Genomic DNA, 18,497 nt, shown 5'->3' with positions numbered 1-18,497 from the left:
GGAGTGGCGATCGCAGCCGTCCTGCTGCTCGCCTGCGGCGGCCTCGTCGGCTACGGCGTTCTCGACACCGAGGAGAAGCCGAAGCCCCCGGCCGTGCCGACCGCCGCGGTGACGTACGAGGTCACCGGGGAGTGGTGGACCGCGTCGGGGCAGTCAGCGAGAGCAACTGGGCAAGTGTGACATACGAGGGGCGTGGCAACTTTGGGAGTTCACATTCCGTGCTGACGAGTGCTCATTTGTCAGCGTTCTCTGGTAAGACTGCTGCCCATCACACTTATCGGTACGAGGCCCGACCGGAGTGACCCACGGGGGGTGGGTCCGTAGGGCTGTCGGCCTGCTGGCCACGGACTGAGTACCGGGACGCAAGGGGGCTGGGCGATGCATTCAGTTTCTGAGTTCCGGCAGTGGCTTCTGAGGAGGCCCCAGTTGGTGTTGCGGATGATGCGCCATGTCGAGAAGGCTCACAGTCCGGTACTCCTGAACTACCCCGGTGCACCCGCCCCCGCCGCTCGTCGGCGACCGCCAGGCGCACGGCTCTGGATCAGCCGGGCTCCTGAGGAAACCCTGCACGTCCTGTGCTGTTGCGGCCTGCGTGTGGGCTGCACGCAGCTCGTGGAGCTTGGCCAGGGGGATTTCCTTGAGGATCCGGATCTGGATCAGCTCGTCCGGATGCTCGAGATGCTGCCGCCCGAACTCGCGCAACTGGTCTTGTACGGGTTGACGTTCGCGACGCACTTGCCGACTCACCGGTTCACGGAGAGCCATGGCAAGGAACTCCGGACGGCGGTGGCCGTCAAGGGAGAACCGGTGGCGGCCGACATCTGGGAGCGCCCCTCCTGTACCCCGGCGATGCGGAGTGATGAGACAGAGGGTGGAGCGGCGGTCGGCGAGGACGCCGACTCTACGACGAGGGCTCAGGCGCCGACTGCGCCGGCCCCCGACATCCTGTCGCTGCGAACCACCGGGCTTCGCGAGGGAGCCGCTGAACTCGTGAACCGGCTGGAGGCGTTCGCCGCTGCGATCAGGGACGGACGGCAGCCTGCCGGACACGAGGCCTTGCTGATCGCCGTGACGTCCTGGATGCGGGAACGGCAGTCCCTCGCCGATGCTTTCGCTGAGGTGGTACCCGCCGCGGCCGAAGGCGCGGAGCCCTCCGACCCCTGGGGTCCGGATGCCGGCTGGGTCGAGGCCGCGGCGCTGACCGAGCGGCTTCGCGAGGAAGAACGGGAACGGGGGCGGATCGCTGAGGAGATCGCCAAGGTCGTGCAGGCGCACGACGAGGCGGTGGGGTTGCTTGAGCAGGCCATCAGTGACCTGATGCGGCAGACCCTCGTCGACCAGGTCGCGCAGTTCGAGCGGAAGCTCCGTGAGCTCCGTGGTGAACCGGTGGCCGACATTACGGCGTCCGAGGCGGAGAGGGACTCCGCGGCGAGTGCCGGTACGGACCGTGTCCCTCCCGACGAAGGGAGCGGCGAGACGGACTCCGGCCCGGCTCCCCAGGATGAAATCCCCGGCCGGGAAGGCGAAACCACTCCGCAGGGCGCGGACGACGGGACTCGCGGACAAGGCGACACGCCTGCGTCTCACGACGGAGGGACCGGGGACTCGCTCAGCAGCGCGAACATCCCGAAACCGGTCGCGGCAGCGACGACGGCGGTCGTCCTCCCCGGCCCTGAGACCGAAGCCGTCGACCAACCCGAGGCGGTGGCGGCCCAGGCCACCGGCGCCGCCCAAGTCCAGTGGGAGGCCACCTCCCCGGGCTGCGGCGAACACCACGACGACGAGGCCCGGACCGGTGAGAACCAGCGTGAGGCCGCTGTCCCCGCCGCCCCGTGCCGCGCCGAGTCCGACGCCGACGAAGCGAATCCCGCCTCAGCCGACGGCTGGGCCGGAGCGGAAGCCACCGTGGAAGCCCTGGTCGCTGAGGGCCGAATCGCCGAGGCGTACTGGGTGAGCCGTGCCGCCGGCGTTTCGGAACACCGCACGCTCGCCCTTGCCTTCGCGGACGCCGCGTTCCATGATTCACCCGCCTCAGCCTCCGACCTGCAGGTGAAGGCCGAGGAATTCCTGGACGCCGTCACGCAAAGCCGTCCCCTGGAGGACGACCGCGACGCCCAGTTCATGGTATTGACGGCAGCCGTACGTAGCGGTATCTCGGCCCACTGGGCGAGCAGCGCCCTTACCGGCGACCAGACGTCCGTCCCCGGTCTTCCGGACCCTTGGGCAAGGGCTCTCGATGGCTTGGTGCTCGCCGTCCGCAAGGGCGCGGAGATCACTCCGGGAGGTCTGCGCACCGGCGCCGCGGCCGCAGAGGCCAACCGGTTCGAGAAGGTCGCCGACCAGGCCCGTCAGCTCGCGGTCGACCTGCCGAAGCGGAAGATCCGCTACCAGCGGGCCACGGTCGTCCTACAGACGCTGGCCGGGCCCGAAGGGGTACTCGGCGCGACCCTGCACGCCATCGAGGAGTGGGCCAGTAAGGGTGGCAAGTCCGGCGCAGAGAAGCTGTCCAGGCTGATGGAGGAGCACTTCCGGCGCATCGATGCCGCGGACCGCCTGATCGACGAGACCGACCGGGTCAAGCGCACCACCAAGCAGGCCAAGAACGACATCCACTCCGGCGCCCGCCTTCAGCTCCGCACGCACATCAAGAGTGTCCAGGACCTCCTGAAGGCGGCCCTGCGCGCCGCCGAGGCGCCGGCGACTTCGGGTAGCGGCGCCATCGGCCACGAGCTGCTGGCGGCGCTCGAGGCGGCCAAGGAGGCGGGGCGGCCCCCGGGTGTGGGCGGCGCGCTGTTCGACCTGCTGGTGCGATGGCTCCACCGTTCCTACACGCCCGTGCCCAGGGACGAGGACATCCGGTTCCCACCGCCGGCGGACGCGCTGCTGATGCTGCCGGGCCTGTCCTGGCGCTCGGAGAACGGCAGGTACCTGCCCGACGTCGCCGCCGCGGAGGCGTTCTCCGTGCTCGCGGACATGCTGAGCCCGCATGACCCGGCCCGCGCCCTCGCCTGGCACCGCGCCTGCGGTGACCTGCACCTCGCCGAACGTCTGCTGAACCGGATCTCCCAGGGCGAGGTGCCCGGCGTCGAACTCACGGCAGTCCAGCTCGCCGAGCAGCGGCAGGCGCTCTCCGATGCGGCTGGCCAGTGGAAGGACCGGTGCGCCAAGGAGCACCGCAGGGCCCAACTGGCGCTGGCCCGGGTCCGCGCGCAGAACCTGCTGACTCACGAGGTGGAGCGCGAGTTCACCGGCCGACTGCTGGACTTGGAGGGCGAGGCCCACGGCGGGAGCTTCGGGGAGCCCCTGCGCGCCGTCAAGCAGGTCGCCGAGGACCTGCGCCTCTTGGAGCAGGAGCGCAGCGACGACCTGCGCCGCCAGCTCGGGCAGGTGCGGCTGACGGAGCAAGACGCGAGCCGGATCCGGGATCTCCTGGACCGCGGTGAGACGGTGGCGGCGGAGGAGCTCCTGACGTTCGCCCGTCGGGGGCAGTCCTTGCCAGAGCCGGCCGAGCCGGCCGGAGAAGTTCTCTCCCGCTTCCTGGCGGGTGTGGCCCACCCAGACGCGCCCAGGCCCGACTCGTCCGGCGGCAGCGCCCGTTGGTGGGCGGACCACTACGCCTCAGGCGAGGCGCTGGTGCAGAACGCCGTCTCCGGCCTCGACGCCTGGGACCGGCTGGGTCAGTTGAGGGACGCCCGGAAGGTCGGCAAGGCGGTGGTCAGCGTGCTGCGGCTGCTCGGCCTAAACGCCTCTCAGCCCAATGTGGAAGAGGCCAGGTGGGGCGTCACCCGGCTGAGCGTGCGGGCCGACATCACGGAGAGCACGCCCGGTTACGTCGCTGCCCTCGGTTCGTATGCCCGCCGCACGTACAAAGTCGTGATCATTACCGACGAGTTGCGGGGTGAGGGCCCGCTGCGCCATTTGCCGGCATCGGCGATCGAAGCCAACATCATTCTGTACACGCAGCCGCTGGGTGTCGAAGGCCGTCGCAGCCTCGCGCAGGAGTCGCGAGGCCGGAGCCACCAAGCGCTGGTCGTCGACCCGGCCGTAGTCGGCTGGGTAGCCGCGCACGCGCCACGCTCCTTCCGCGCCGTCCAGCAAGTCACCCTGCCGTGGACGGGCTACACCCCGTACACCCCGCATGTCGCGGGTCTGGTGCCGCCCGAGGTGTTCAAGGGCCGCACTGACGAGATGCGCGCCGTCCTCGACCCGCAGGGGCCGATCTTCCTCTTCGGGGGGCGACAGCTCGGCAAGTCGTCCCTGCTCAGGCAGGCCGTGGAGGTGTTCCAGAAAGACGATCAAGAGAACCGGGTCGCCGTGTACGTCGACCTGATGAAGGCCGATATCGGGCACGCGGAGCCACCGGAGGGCATCTGGCGGATGCTGCTGGCCGAGTTGAAGAGGCGCGGCGTGATCAGCGAGAGCGTCGCCGACCGCGCGCCGGGCAATGTGATCGCGAATGAGGTCCAGCAGTGGATCGAGGAGCGGCCCGAGCGCCGTCTGCTGCTGCTCGCCGACGAGGCCGACGCCTTTCTCACGGCGGACGCCCAGGCCGTCTACACCGGCGGCGGCCAGTCCACGTTCCCCACGGTGAAACGACTGCAGCGGCTGATGGAGGACACCGGGCGCAACTTCAAGGTGGTGTTCGCCGGTCTCCACCAGGTCCAGCGCTTCAACCGGCTGATAAACGTGGTCACCGCGCACGGCGGCCGCGACGTGCCGGTCGGCCCGCTGAAACCGCAGGACGCGGTGGAGCTGGTGGAGGAGCCCATGGCGGCGGTGGGACTCACCTTTGAGACTCGGGACCTCGTCTGGCACATCCTCGGCCTGACCAACTACCAGGCCAACCTGCTGCAGATCTTTTGCGACCGCCTGGTCGCCTACATGCAGCAGCGCTCCATGCCCGCCGACGGCCGGCACGCTCCGATCACCTGGGAGGACGTCCAGCAAGTGGCCGGCATGGAGGAGGTCCGCGGGCTGATCGCGGAGCGCCTTCGCTACACAATCAACCTGGAGGACCGCTACCGCGTCCTCGCCCTGCTGATTGCCCTGCGCAGCTTGGAGCAGGGCCACGGGCACGGGTACCGGCCCGCCGAACTCCTCGAGCGCGCCCACGAGCGCTGGCCGGACGGCTTTCCACTCAACTCCGAGCGACAGCTGACCATCTACCTCGAGGAGATGGTCAACCTGGGCCTGCTGATCCGTCTTCCCGGGGATGAGCGTGTCTACGCCATGCGCAGCCCCAACGTGGTGAACATGCTCGGCACCCAGGCCGAGCTGGAGAACGAGCTGCGCGACACCCAGTTCGACCTGCCCTACGACTACAACCCGAGCGTCGCCCGCCGCTCTCTCGGTACCGACCGGCGGACCCGGGTGCAAAGGATGAGCCCTCTGACCGACGGGCAGCTGAGCGACATCCTCACCCACCCGACCCGCACCACGCTGGTGCCCTGCACCCCGGCGCTCAGCGCCGACCTGGTGGAGCGCGGCATCCAGCTACACATCGACGGCCACGGCCTGACCGTCGTACGCATCGGACCGGACGGCGACCTGACCGAGTTCATCACGGCCAACTCCCGCCGCAAGACCGGCTCCCGGCTGCTCTTCGTTGACCTCAGAGGCCAGGACACGGCCCGGCTGCAGGAGGCCACTGACCGGCTCCTGGACCACACCCGGATCACCCAGCCTCGCTCCGACAGCTCGTCATCCATGCCCCGCCGTTACGCCGTCGTCCTGTGCGACCCGGACACCGCCGCGGGCGTGGTGTCGGCCGCCGGACTGGTGCGCCCCGAGCGGTGGACGGTGGACAGCGTCCGTGCCTGGTCCGAGTCGCCCTTCGGCTCCCCGCGTGAGCGGCGCAGCCTGATCGAGGTGACCGGCGGCTGGCCGATGCTGGTGGAACTGGCCATGCACAAGGTCCGTTCCGGCATGCGTCAGCAGGAGGTCTTCGACGAGCTGCGCGCCGAGATGACCGTACCGGAGCGTGCCAGGACCCACCTGGAGCTGGCGGGCCTGAGCTCCGACGACGTCGGCCGACTCGCCGCCTGGGCGCAGTTCTACACCGAGGAGGAGCACCGCGCCGGGGTCGCCGTCGCCGCCGCCGGCGACCTTCAGGCCGCCTTCCACGAGGCGCGTCTGTACGACGAGAGCGACGCCGAGGGCGCGCTGCCCGCCGCGGAGCGGCTCCTGGCCCACCTCGACCTCCTCGGCGTCCTCGACGTCACCGCCAAGGGCGAGACATTGGATCCGGTCACCTTCCGGTCCGTCAAGGCGATCGGCGGCGACCTGTGACTGCCGGCCTGTGGGGCCGAAACGAGCCGGGCGGGGCGCATGGCCTGCAGGGGGCACAAGCGCAGGAGAGCAGGGCCGCTGTCCCGACCCCACCGGCTTTCGAGCGCGACCTGGTGCGTCTTCCCGGCCCGCGCCGCCACCTGGACCGGTTGGAGAGGGACCTGAGATCCGGCCGCAGCTGCGTCTGGTACTTCCCGGACCCAATGGTCGACTCCGGACGGGCGGAACTGTTCCTGAGGGAGCTGTACAACCGGTTCGAGGAACCCATACCGGTGCCGGGCACGATCACCTTGCTCGCCGACCGCCCCGGCAACCACGGAAGCGCCGTCGCCATCCCGCCCCAGCGCGCCACCGCGCCCGGACCGGAGGCCGCGTCCACCGAGGCGAGCAACCACTTCACGCTCTGGCACGATGACGACGGCTTCGACGCCGAAGACCCCTACGGAGCGATGCTGGGCTCGCTGGTCGCCGCCCCGGCCGGCCCTCCATCGCCCTCCGGCCATCGCGGCCCGGCCCCAGGCGTCGCAGCGCTCACCTCGATGTCGCTCGACGAGCGCTTGGCCAAGGAACTTGGCGTCACCGGCGACCCGTTGAGCGAGCTGATCAGGCGGGCGGACCGGCTCCGGCACGACGTTCCCGGCGACGACGGTACGGAGGACGACGACCTACCAAGCGCACCGCCGCTGATCGTGGTGCGCGGCTGGGACGAGAACTCACCCGAGGAGACGGGCCGACTGCTCCGTACCGCCCATGCCACTTTCCGAGACGAGGGCGTCGACGCGGGACACCGCCCCCGCTTCCTTATCGCCGCCCGCATGAGCGACCTGCCCAGCAGTGCCTTCGGCGTCGGCCCGAGCCACGACCACGTCACCCTGCACTGGTGGTGGCGGGTGTGGACCCGCCTCGACAGTGAGGTCCTGCTCGCCTGGCGTTCCCGTCCGAACGCGGGAGCCGCCGAGGCACTGCTCCACCGGGTGACCGACGCTGTCGTCGCCGAGGTCTGCGGCCCCGACATCGACAGCGCACTCACCCTCCGGGAAACCTGGAAGGGCGGCGACCTGGACTCCCTGCGCCGCGCCCTGGCCGGCATCCTCCCCAGCGAGGCGGCAGTCTTGGAGCGGACCTGGCCCCGCCGCATGTCCACCGCCCACGCCTCTGCCCCCTCCGCAGAACTACTCGACGCCTGGTCGACCGGCACCGTCGACAGCTGGGACGGCCATGTCCGTCCTGTCCTCGGTCACCACCTTCTTGACCCCGATTCCACGGAGCTGCGCACCCTCGTCTGCCACGCCCAGAACCGCGTCCTGCTGCCCTTGGTGAACGAGGCCCGCACCGCCTTCATCGATCTGGTGCCCGGCCTCCTGCGCAAGGAGATCAGCCTCGACTATTTCCGCGATCAGGCTCGCTCCCAGTACCAGGTCAAGAAGCAGCTCCCCGCCGCCCCGCTAGTCGAGCTGGAGGTGGCCGACCTCCAGCGCGCCTCCCGCCTCCTCACCCTCACCACCGAGCAGCGGCGTCGCCTGAACATCCTCTGCGACGCCCGCAATCTCCTCTCCCATCTCCAGCCACTGGCCCATCGACAGCTCATGGACATGGCTCAGGCGCTTATCAGGGACTGGGTGGCGGACGACGTGGAGTGAGAGGTTCCCCGGGAGATTCCGTGGTAGGCGGGCGACTGCAGTCGCTGGACAGACGCGATGCCCGTCCTCAGGGCGGTGGTCGACGTCGCACCACGACAGATTCGTCCCGCGGGCGCTTGAATTCCTGGAACCGTAGCCAGCCGCCAGACAGGTCAAGGGCCCTGCTCCGCACCCAGCGAGGCCGGCACCAGGAAATCCGTCCTCGCACGTCGCACCACTCTGGGAGCCCCGCCGACTGCGGCTCCGCCTGTTGACCACGGCCGGACAGCTCGTCACCACCGGCCGTCGGCGAATCCTCCTGCTGGCCCGGCACTGGCCCTGGACCGGTCACATCACCGCAGCCCTCGACCGACTCACCCAATTGCCCGCCCCAGGCTGACCAGCCAAGTCCCCGTCCCTTCGACAGCACCCCAACACCCGGACCAGTGGAACCCGGCGCCACCCCGAGGCGGCACTCGGAACTTCGGCCTGCACACCCTCAACCCACGGCACGAAAACGGTCCGCCGACTCCGTCGGCGAACCGTCATGAAATTTCGGGCCTGTTAACCGAACTAACTCAACTGTCTTCGCAGGTCAGACCAGGTATCTGCTAGTTTCCCGAGGTGCTTGATGAGCAGCGGTCCGGAAGGGACCTGAGGAACTTTGTCCTGCCTGAGTTAGGCCAGTTACTGAAGACGGGAGATCCCTGGGAGCCGTACAGGGTGCTGGATGGACGCGGGAGGCCGGTTGCGCCCGTTGCGCTCTACCTCAAGGAGCTGATGGCGAGGGACAGCTCGCCGTTGACGCCACGTTCGTACGGCATGGATCTGCTGCGCTGGTTCCGGTTCCTCTGGGCGCTCGGGATCGAGTGGGACCGTGCGACCCGGGAAGACGCCCGGGACTTCATGTTGTGGATGAAGGTGGCGGACAAGCCGAAGCGCATCCATTGGCGCCATCGCGGCAAGGCTCCCTCCAAGGTCCCGCCGCCTCGCAGTGACAGGCCAGCACCAGGTACGCCGAATCCGGTGACTGGAAAGCCCACGGTCGGGACCAAGTACTCGCCGGCAACCCGAGCTCATTGCGAGACGGTGCTGCGGGAGTTCTACAACTTCCATCTGGATGAAAACACCGGTTCGTTGCTGGTGAACCCCTTCCCGTTGGTCCGTGGGCGCCGCTTGTCCCAGCTCCGGACACAGCGTGATGGTGAGAAGAAGCACCGCAACCGACGCACGGGCCTCTACCGGCCCACCGTTCCGCAGCGGGTCCCGCGGCGGATTCCCGACGAGATGTACACCAAGGTTTTCGCCGGGCTCCGTTCTCATCGGGACCGCGCCTTGCTGGCCTTTTGGGTCGCCACTGGTGCCCGCGCCGAGGAGCTGCTCACGGTCAAGCAGGGCGGCGCGGTTGTCGGCGAGCAGACCGTCAGTGTGATCCGCAAGGGCACCCGCGACTACCAGGACCTGGCCGCCACCCCGGACGCGTTCGTCTGGCTGCGGCTCTACCAAGAGTCCGCCTGGAAGAAAGGAGTCCCTCGAGGCCGTCACCATCCGCTGTGGTGGACGCTGCGGCGCCCATGGCGGCCGCTGGAGTACGACGCGGCGCGCATGATGTTCAACCGCGCCAACGATCTCCTGGGCGCTAACTGGACCCTTCACGATCTGCGGCACACGGCGACGTTCCTGATGCTCGATGACCCGAACATGCCGCCGGTTTACGTGCAGAAGATCCTCGGCCACAAGTACCTGTCGACCCTGGACATCTACAACCGTCCGACCAGGGACGACGTCATCAGAGCCAGCCTCGCCCACCACGCCCGCCAGGAGAAGCGACGCGAGGAGACCCCTGTGCCTGTTGACGAGCCGTCCTACAACCCCGACTCCTTGTCCATCCTCTTCGGCCGGGACGCGTCATGACGAGCACTGCGACGCACGTCGGCTCGAGCTTCGTTCCGCGGGTCACCAGCATGGTGGGCGCCGAAGAGCTCAAGCTGATGAACCGATTCCCGCATCGGGGAAGACCAAGCATGTGGGAAGCGACCGCGGTCACACGTGAAGAGGTCCTTGAGCGGCTGGCTCGCCCACCGCTACGAGCTGTGGAACCCAGCGCCCAGGCGAATCGGATGTTCGGGGCACGTCTCCTGCTCGACTGGCTGATGACCTTTCCTGGAGAAACCTGGCAGCAGCGCTGGCAGGAGAGCCCTGCCCACGGCCAGCACATTGCGTCGCAGGGGTGGAGGGATGCCTTCGCAGCCTGGGCCCGCCCGGAAGGGCGAGTATCCCGCCGTGAAACGCTCCTCGTCGGGGTGCTGGCGCTGCTCTGCGCGGATGCCGTCAGACCCGACCCGGAGTTCCTCATCGGGTCAAGATCGCGGCATCTTCGGCCGGCCCTGGAGACCACACGCGACCCCGAGGGGTTCGCCCGCTTGAGGGCTTCACTGCCGACCAACATCTCGGCTGCGAATATCTCGTCCGGGCTGAAGACCATCGCGGAGATCATGGCCTGCCGAGGCGGCGCCATCGAGGACATCGTCGTCGGCGACCTGCTGCTCTGGCAAAGCAAGAATCCGCGCAACAGCAATGGACGGATCCAGCTCGCCTACACCTGGCTACGCGACTTGGGTCTCTTTCCAGCAGACGCACCGCACACGCTGTTCCGGATCTCGAACCGTACGGGGCAACTCACCCCGGCGGACCTTGTCGACCGCTACGAACTGCAGTGCCGTCCGATCCGCGATCTCTTGGTCGCCTACCTCTCCCATCGGTCCGTAGGGCTCGACTTCACGACGCTGCAGGCGCTCACGATCTCGCTGGCGCTTCGGTTCTGGGACGACCTGGAGCGGCACCATCCGGGCATCGACTCTCTTCGGCTGCCTGCCGAGGTGATCACTGCCTGGAAGGTCCGCCTGGCTACGAAGACCGTCCGCAAGCGCCTGCCCGATGGATCATTTCGGGAGTTCACAGAGCCACGCCGAGGTGCAATCGGGATCAAAACCCAGGTCAGAGCCTTCTACCTGGACCTGGCGGAGTGGGCAGTGGAGGACCCCGGCCAGTGGGCCGCCTGGGTGGCACCCTGCCCGATCAGCGAAGCCGAGTGCTCGGGAAGAAAGGCTGAGAAGCAGCTCAAGGCCCGCATGGACCAACGTACTCGCGAGCGCCTCCCGGCCCTGCCCACTCTGGTGAAGACGGCTCATCGCCTGCTGAAAGAGGCCACCATGCGCCTCGATGCACTCAACGCTGCCCCGCTCGGTTCGGATTTCAGCGTGCTTGGTGAAACCTTCAGAGTCCCGCGCTTCAGCAAATGCGCTGACGGGCGCCCGATCCATGCCTGGGACGCGAAGGGCACCCGGCGCTCATTCGCGGGTGAGGAACGCAGCGCATTCTGGGGGTGGGCTGCCATCGAGATCTTGCGGCACACCGGCATCCGCATCGAGGAACTCCTCGAGCTGGGGCACCACAGCATCGTCAGCTACAAGCTCCCCACCACCGGACAGACGGTTCCGCTCTTGCAGATCGCCCCGTCGAAGACCGACCAGGAGCGACTTGTCCTGGTCACGCCGGAGCTGGCGGACGTGTTGAGCACGGTCGTCTCTCGAGTCCGAGGCTCGGACGGGAGAGTCCCCGTTCTCCGTAGCTACGACCACTACGAACGGGTCTGGAACCCGCCGATGCCTCTCCTGTTCCAGGATCGCTCTGGCGGCTACCTGCGTCCGCTGTCACGAGCGACGATCCGTCGGGGACTCGACGTCACCTTGTTGGCCTCAGGTCTGACGGACAGCGCGGGTGACCCCCTCATCTTCCAGCCCCACGACTTCCGCCGGATCTTCATCACGGACTCCATCCTCAACGGCCTGCCCCCTCACATCGCACAGGTCATCGCTGGTCACGACCACATCGGAACAACGATGGGATACGCCGCGATCTACCCCACTGACGCCATCGAGGCACACCGAGCGTTCATCGCCCGGCGCCGGGCTCTGCGGCCTGCCGACGAATACCGCACCGTCACCCCTGAGGAATGGGGAGAGTTCCTCGGACACTTTGAGCGCCGCAAGCTCGCCCTGGGCGACTGCGGCCGCGCATACGGAACTGACTGTGCTCACGAACACGCTTGCGTCCGATGCCCCGCCCTGATCGTCCACGCGACAGAACGTCCCCGGCTTGTCGAAATCCGCGACAACCTCCATACGCGCATCTTGGAAGCCGAAAGGGAAGGCTGGCTCGGCGAGATCGAAGGGCTGCAGAGCAGCCTGACCCACGCCGAGGAGAAGCTAGCCCAACTCGACGCCCAGATCTCCCGGAAGCAGGAGTCTGTCGACCTGGGAATCCCTACCTTCCGGGAGATCGTTGCTCGCACCACTGCGGCGGCCACCCCGCCGGGGCCTGCGTGACTGCACGGCTGTCAATCCGGCGTGCTCAGCGGACACCGCCACAGAACGCGGCGCTTGGACGAGCTTCCTCCACGCGGATGATCTACACCACCCCGACCCCGGCCACGGGCCACGTTCTACGGGCGGCGGGCCAGCAGGTGGGTGTCGAGGAAGCCCCGCTCGGACGCTGGGTCGTGGAGCAACCGAGCCACCGTGACGAGTCCGGCCCCGGCCAGCAACTCGGCAAACTGCTCCGCCGGCCAGCTATAGGCAGGCGCCACCTTGTGGTCGAAGCGGACAGGCTCCGGCCCCTCGGTTCCGAAGAAGGACGCCAGGAGCAGGCCCCCTGGTGCCAAGACACGCACCTGCTCAGCGAGAAGCGCGGGCAATTCTTCAGGTGGGGTATGGATCATCGAGTAGTGGGCCAGCACTCCGCCGAGCGCGCCGTCCTCGACCGGCAGGGCCTCCATTCGTGCTTCGTCGAACCGCAGCGCCGGATGGGCCCGCCGGGCGTGGGCGACCATAGCCGGGGAGAGGTCGAGCCCGAAGGCGTCCAACCCCAAGTCGTGCAGCATGGCGGTCAAATGGCCGGGCCCGCACCCGACGTCGGCTGCTCGCAGGTTCCCCGTGCCACGCACGAGCTCGGCGAAGGTGCCGATCATGTTCCGCGCGAACGGCTGCGTCTCCAACCGATTAGCGAACATCGACGCATACAGTCCGACGACCCCGTCGTAGGCCGCCCTGGTCTCGTCCTGGTGTTTTAACACGGGAGTGAAGCTAACACCCGCGTCGTTCACAGCAGTTCTCCGGCCCCATACCGGCCCCTTCCCCGCAGGACTGATCGTCCTGTCACTGACCACGGGATGCCCCGGTAGTTCGGAGAAGGGCTAACGCGATGCTCGACGGGTTGCGCCCGACAAGTCGACTGACCCGCGCTATCTGATCCAGGACGACCACCTCACGCCCCGTCAGAAACAGCGCCGAACGAGCGTCAAGACTTTTCCCGCATCAGTCCCTTACGGAGTTGAGGCAGAGCGTTCTCGACCCACGCCCCCGCTGCGAAACCACAGGTGAGACACGTGGCGGGAACCTGCAGCATGCTCCACGCGGTGGACCCACGGAAACATGTCGGCACGACCCGCCCGCAACCTGGGGAATCAGAAAATCAGCAGGTCAGAGGCCCTTTGCTGCAGGCTCGAGAATCGCCACGCACTCCACGTGATGCGTCATCGGAAACAGGTCGAACGCCCGCAGCGTCCTCGGCTTGTAGCCGCCCTCGCGGAAGTACGCCAGGTCGCGCGCCAGCGCCGCCGGGTCGCAGGCCACGTAGGCGATGCGGCGGGCGCCCAGCGAGGAAAGGTGCTTCACGGTCTGCTTGCCCGCGCCCGCCCGCGGCGGGTCCAGGACGATGATGTCCACATCCGTGATGCCAGTACGCGGGAGGACCGACTCGACCTTGCCCTGTTCGATGCGAACCCGCTCGAAGTGCTCGAGGTTGTGGCGGGCGTCCTCGACCGAGCGCTTGCCGGACTCGATGCCGAGGACCGCGCCCTGGTCCCCCACCCGGTCGGCGAGGGCACCGGCGAAGAGGCCGACGCCGCAGTAGAGGTCCAGCGCCATGTCGCCCTTGCGCGGCAGCAGGCCCTGCATCACGGCCTTGACCAGCATGTCCGCCGCCTGCGGATGGACCTGCCAGAAGCCGCCCATGCCGACGCGGTACGTACGGTCGTCCGCGCGCTCGCGGACGAAGGCGCGGCCGTGGACACGGTGCACGCCCCCGTCGCGTTCCTCGACGCGGAGCACCGAGACGGGCTTGTCGAGTTCGACGAGCAGCAGCCGACCGCCGGGGCGCGGGGTGAGGACGACCTGGCGGTCGTGGGAGCCGGTCGCCGCGATCGCCTCGACGGAGGCGATCTGCGGCCACTCACGCTTCTCGATGCCGAGTTCGCTGACGCCCGGCGCCGCGATCATGCAGTGGTCGATGGGCTGGACGTCGTGCGAGCGGTGCTTGCGCAGTCCGGCCCGGCCGTCCTCGTCGATCGCGTACTGCACGCGGGTACGCCAGGCCGGCACCTCGCCCGCCGGAAGCTTGTCCCCGGGGGCGGGCATGACGGTGCCGTCCCAGCCGGCCTCTTCCGGGGTCAGGCCCGCGAGGCGCTGGAGCTGCTCGGCGATCACCTCGCCCTTGAAACGGCGCTGCGCGCCCGGCTTGGCGTGCTGCCAGTCGCAGCCGCCGCACATCCCCGGGCCGGCGTACGGGCAGGGCGCCTCGACCCGGTCCTTGGAGGGTTCGAGCACGCGCACCGCGTCGGCGCGCAGGAAACGGGAGGTCTCCTCGCCCTCGGTGACGCGGGCGACGATCTTCTCGCCGGGGAGCGTGTGCCGGACGAAGAGCACACGCCCTTCCTCGGTGCGGGCGATGCAGTGGCCGCCGTGCGCGACCGGGCCGACCTCGACCTCGTACTCCTGCCCGACCAGCGACGTCTCGGGTGCGTTCTGCATGGTGGGGTGACTCCAGAGATCAAAGGGGTGCGGCACTGTACGGCGAAAGGACAACGACCGACCAGTCTACGTCCGCCGCGGAGTGCCTCACGCCTTGCCGCTCGGCTCCTTCGGCCGGCGGTCCACCGGCCCCCGCCGCACGGAGCCCGGGGCGTTCCAGTCCTGGCGCTTCCTGGCCCGCTGCTTCGCCGCCTCGGACGACGCCAGCTGGTACGGCACCGACGTCACCATCACGCCGGGCGTGAACAGCAGCCGGCCCTTGAGCCGCAGCGCGCTCTGGTTGTGCAGCACGTGCTCGTACCAGTGGCCGACCACGTACTCCGGGATGACCACGCTGACCACGTCACGCGGGCTCTCGCGGCGCAGGCCCTTCACGTACTCGATGACGGGCCGGGTGATCTCGCGGTACGGGGAGTCGAGGACCTTCAGCGGCACGTTGATCCCGCGCCGCTCCCACTCGGCCTTCAGCGCCTTGGTCTCCTCGGGGTCGACGCTGATGCTGACCGCCTCGAGCCGGTCGAAGCGCATGGCCTTGGCGTAGGCGATGGCGCGCAGGGTGGGCCGGTGCACCTTGGAGACGAGGACGATCGCGTGGACCCGGGACGGGCGCACGCTGTCCTCGCCCGGCTCCTCCGGTGCGGCGATCTCCTCGGCGACCCGGTCGTAGTGCTTACGGATCGCGCTCATCGTGCCGTAGAAGATGACCATGCCGAGCAGAGCCACCCAGGCGCCGTGGGTGAACTTGGTGGCGAGCACGACGACGAGCACGAGGCCCGTGAAGAAGGCGCCGAAGGTGTTGATCGCCCGGGAGCGGATCATGTGGCGGCGCTTGGCCTTGTCCCGCTCGGTCTTCAGGTGCCGGTTCCAGTGCCGGACCATGCCGGTCTGGCTGAGGGTGAAGGAGACGAACACGCCGACGATGTACAGCTGGATCAGCTTGGTGGAGTCGGCTTCGTACAGCCAGACCAGCAGGATCGCGGCGCCCGCCAGCAGCACGATGCCGTTGGAGAAGGCGAGGCGGTCACCACGGGTGTGCAGCTGCCGCGGCAGGTAGCGGTCCTGCGCGAGGATCGAGCCGAGCAGCGGGAAGCCGTTGTACGCGGTGTTCGCGGCCAGGAAGAGCACCAGAGCGGTGGCCGCGGCCAGCAGGACGAAGAAGAAGGTGCCGTCGCCGAAGACGGCGGCCGCGACCTGGGAGATCACCGGGTGCTGGACGTAGTCGGGGCCGACCGGGACGCCGTTCGCGATCAGGTCCTTCGCCGGGAACTCCGCCATCTTGACGTCGGTGGCCATGGCCAGGCCGATGATGCCGCAGAACATGGTGACGGCCAGGGCGCCCATCATCAGCAGCGTCGTCGCGGCGTTCCTGCTCTTCGGCTTGCGGAAGGCGGGGACGCCGTTGCTGATGGCCTCGACGCCGGTGAGGGCGGCACAGCCGGAGGAGAACGCGCGCAGCAGCAGGAAGAGCAGCGCGAAACCGGCGAGGCCCTCGTGCTCCGGCTTGATCTCGTAGTCGGCGGTCGGTGCGCGCATGGATTCGTCGAGGACGATCCCCTTGAAGGCACCCCAGGCGATCATGAGGAACACGCCGGCGACGAATACGTATGTCGGAATGGCGAAGAGCTTGCCCGATTCCTTCACACCGCGCAGGTTCATCAGTGTGAGCAGAACGATTATCCCGATGGCGCAGAACACCTTGTGCTCGACGACGAACGGGATCGCGGAACCCAGGTTCTCCACTCCGGAGGAGATGGAGACGGCGACGGTGAGGACGTAGTCGACGAGCAGTGCGCTGGCGACGGTGAGGCCGGCCTTGGGGCCGAGGTTGGTGTTGGCCACCTCGTAATCGCCGCCGCCGCTGGGATACGCGCGCACGTTCTGCCGGTACGACGCGACGACCGTGAACATCAGGACCACGACGGCGACCGCGATCCACGGGCTGAAGTGGTACGCCGACACACCGGCGACGGAAAGGACCAGCAGCACTTCGCCCGGCGCGTATGCCACGGAGGACAGCGGGTCGGAGGCGAAGACGGGGAGGGCGATGCGTTTCGGGAGAAGCGTCTCCCCCAGCTTTTCACTGCGCAGCGCCCGGCCGATCAGGATCCGTTTGGGAACGTCGGTCAGTTTGGACACGCTGAGGATCGTAAGCGCTCGTTATGAGCCAAGCCCAACCGGAGAGGCACAACCTGCGGGATCTTAACGCTTCCCATTCGTCCGGCCCCCTCGGCGGACGTGCGTACCCGGTCCGGGCCGTGGTCTGAGACCCTGTATTGCCTTGTAAAGCTTGTACCGCAACTGATTGAGCCGGAAGGACGGTCGTGCACATCGTCATCATGGGATGCGGGCGAGTGGGAGCCGCTCTCGCGCAGACCCTGGAGCAGCAGGGACACACGGTCGCCGTCGTCGACCGGGACCCCACCGCCTTCCGCCGTCTGGGATCCGGGTTCGGCGGCCGCCGCGTCACCGGGGTCGGCTTCGACCAGGACACCCTGCGTGAGGCGGGTATCGAGGACGCCGGTGCGTTCGCCGCCGTCAGCAGCGGCGACAACTCCAACATCATCGCGGCGCGGGTGGCGCGCGAGATGTTCGGCATCGAGAACGTCGCCGCCCGTATCTACGACCCCCGGCGTGCCGAGGTCTACCAGCGCCTCGGCATCCCGACGGTCGCCACCGTCCGCTGGACCGCCGACCAGATGCTGCGCCGGCTGCTGCCGTCCGGCGCGGAGCCGCTGTGGAGCGATCCGAGCGGCGGGGTCCAGCTGGCCGAGGTCTACACGTCACCGGCGTGGATCGGCCACAAGGTCAGCCGGCTCCAGGAGGAGACGGGGGTACGGGTCGCGTTCCTGACCCGGCTGGGAGAGGCGATCCTGCCGACCTCGCAGACCGTGCTCCAAGAAGGTGATCTTGTGCATGTGATGATGCGCACGGACGAGATCGCGAAGGTCGAGGAGGCCTTCACGGAAGGTCCTGAGGAGGGCGGTCACTGATGCGTGTCGCAATCGCGGGCGCCGGTGCGGTGGGCCGTTCCATCGCGGGCGAACTTCTGGAGAACGGGCACGAGGTGCTCCTCGTCGACAAGGCGCCGACCGCGATCTCGGTGGAGCGCGTGCCGCAGGCCGAGTGGCTGCTGGCCGACGCCTGCGAGATCACATCGCTGGACGAGGCGGCGCTCCAGCGCTGCAACGTGGTGATCGCGGCGACGGGCGACGACAAGGTCAACCTCGTCGTGTCGCTGCTCGCCAAGACCGAGTACGGGGTGCCGCGCGTGGTGGCGCGGGTCAACAACCCGAAGAACGAGTGGCTGTTCAACGAGTCCTGGGGCGTCGATGTCGCCGTCTCCACGCCGCGTCTGATGTCGGCGCTCGTGGAGGAGGCGGTGAGCGTCGGCGATCTGGTGCGTCTGCTGCGCTTCAGCCACGGCGACGCGAACCTGGTCGAGCTGACGCTGCCGCCGGAGTCGGCGCTGGCGGGGACCCGGGTGGGCGACGTGGCATGGCCCGAGGACACTTCGCTCGTCACGATCATCCGCGGTTCGCGGGTGCTGACGCCGAGCCCCGAGGAGACGCTCGAGGCGGGCGACGAGCTGCTGTTCGTCGCGGCGCAGGCCCGCGAGGAACAGCTGGAGGACCTGCTGTCGGTCCGCCGTGAGGTCCCGCCGGCCTGACCATGCTTCCCGTGTGACGCCCCGGGGGCGCGTCCGCCCTGGTGAGGGTGGACG

The 18,497-nt window shown here is 68.5% G+C and carries 10 protein-coding genes and 2 pseudogenes; 8 read left to right on the top strand and 4 right to left on the bottom strand.

The annotated features are described in order from the left end of the window. Positions 1-180, top strand: a pseudogene (locus ACWGH4_RS13450) (hypothetical protein); the annotation flags it as partial. 204 nt (positions 181-384) lie between these two features. On the opposite strand, the gene ACWGH4_RS13445 reads toward ACWGH4_RS13450, so the two are convergent. Beyond that, positions 385-765, bottom strand: coding sequence for a hypothetical protein (locus tag ACWGH4_RS13445; RefSeq protein ID WP_453459591.1), 381 nt, complete (start codon positions 763-765; stop codon positions 385-387). A gap of 225 nt (positions 766-990) precedes the next feature. On the opposite strand from ACWGH4_RS13445, the gene ACWGH4_RS13440 reads away from it, so the two are divergent. From ACWGH4_RS13440 to ACWGH4_RS13420, 5 genes and pseudogenes are all read left to right on the top strand, one after another. After that, complete coding sequence (locus ACWGH4_RS13440; protein WP_453459588.1) at positions 991-6,288, top strand: hypothetical protein; 5,298 nt, start codon at positions 991-993, stop codon at positions 6,286-6,288. Between the two features lie 203 nt (positions 6,289-6,491). Beyond that, entirely contained in the window at positions 6,492-7,928 is a 1,437-nt protein-coding gene (locus tag ACWGH4_RS13435; protein WP_453459585.1) for a hypothetical protein, read from the top strand. 211 nt (positions 7,929-8,139) lie between these two features. After that, positions 8,140-8,307, top strand: a pseudogene (locus tag ACWGH4_RS13430) (IS1380 family transposase); the annotation flags it as partial. Positions 8,308-8,531: 224 nt separating this feature from the next. Next, positions 8,532-9,821: a tyrosine-type recombinase/integrase gene (locus ACWGH4_RS13425; protein WP_453459582.1), complete on the top strand. Its 1,290-nt coding sequence runs from the start codon at positions 8,532-8,534 to the stop codon at positions 9,819-9,821. Continuing rightward, positions 9,818-12,295 carry a tyrosine-type recombinase/integrase gene (locus tag ACWGH4_RS13420; protein WP_453459579.1) on the top strand — a complete coding sequence of 826 codons (2,478 nt, stop codon included), beginning with the start codon at positions 9,818-9,820 and terminating at the stop codon, positions 12,293-12,295. Before ACWGH4_RS13425 ends, ACWGH4_RS13420 begins: the two co-directional genes overlap by 4 nt. Before the next feature lie 116 nt (positions 12,296-12,411). Here the strand turns inward: ACWGH4_RS13420 and ACWGH4_RS13415 are convergent, their stop codons facing one another. The 3 genes from ACWGH4_RS13415 to ACWGH4_RS13405 form a co-directional block, all read right to left on the bottom strand. Further along, positions 12,412-13,041, bottom strand: a complete 630-nt coding sequence (locus ACWGH4_RS13415; protein WP_453459594.1) for a class I SAM-dependent methyltransferase — start codon at positions 13,039-13,041, stop codon at positions 12,412-12,414. A 406-nt stretch (positions 13,042-13,447) separates the two neighbouring features. Further along, positions 13,448-14,776 carry a class I SAM-dependent RNA methyltransferase gene (locus tag ACWGH4_RS13410; RefSeq protein ID WP_453459576.1) on the bottom strand — a complete coding sequence of 443 codons (1,329 nt, stop codon included), beginning with the start codon at positions 14,774-14,776 and terminating at the stop codon, positions 13,448-13,450. A gap of 87 nt (positions 14,777-14,863) precedes the next feature. Continuing rightward, positions 14,864-16,912, bottom strand: a complete 2,049-nt coding sequence (locus tag ACWGH4_RS13405; protein ID WP_453459573.1) for an APC family permease — start codon at positions 16,910-16,912, stop codon at positions 14,864-14,866. Between the two features lie 185 nt (positions 16,913-17,097). On the opposite strand from ACWGH4_RS13405, the gene ACWGH4_RS13400 reads away from it, so the two are divergent. Both ACWGH4_RS13400 and ACWGH4_RS13395 read left to right on the top strand, forming a co-directional pair. Beyond that, positions 17,098-17,766, top strand: coding sequence for an NAD-binding protein (locus ACWGH4_RS13400; protein ID WP_441266615.1), 669 nt, complete (start codon positions 17,098-17,100; stop codon positions 17,764-17,766). Further along, complete coding sequence (locus tag ACWGH4_RS13395) at positions 17,766-18,443, top strand: NAD-binding protein (protein ID WP_441266616.1); 678 nt, start codon at positions 17,766-17,768, stop codon at positions 18,441-18,443. The genes ACWGH4_RS13400 and ACWGH4_RS13395 overlap by 1 nt, the downstream gene beginning before the upstream one ends. Positions 18,444-18,497: the final 54 nt, after the last annotated feature.

This window comes from Streptomyces sp. NPDC054847 (assembly GCF_053610925.1).
The sequence above is the reverse complement of the archived record's forward strand: the minus strand, read 5'-3'. Positions and strand labels throughout refer to the sequence as shown.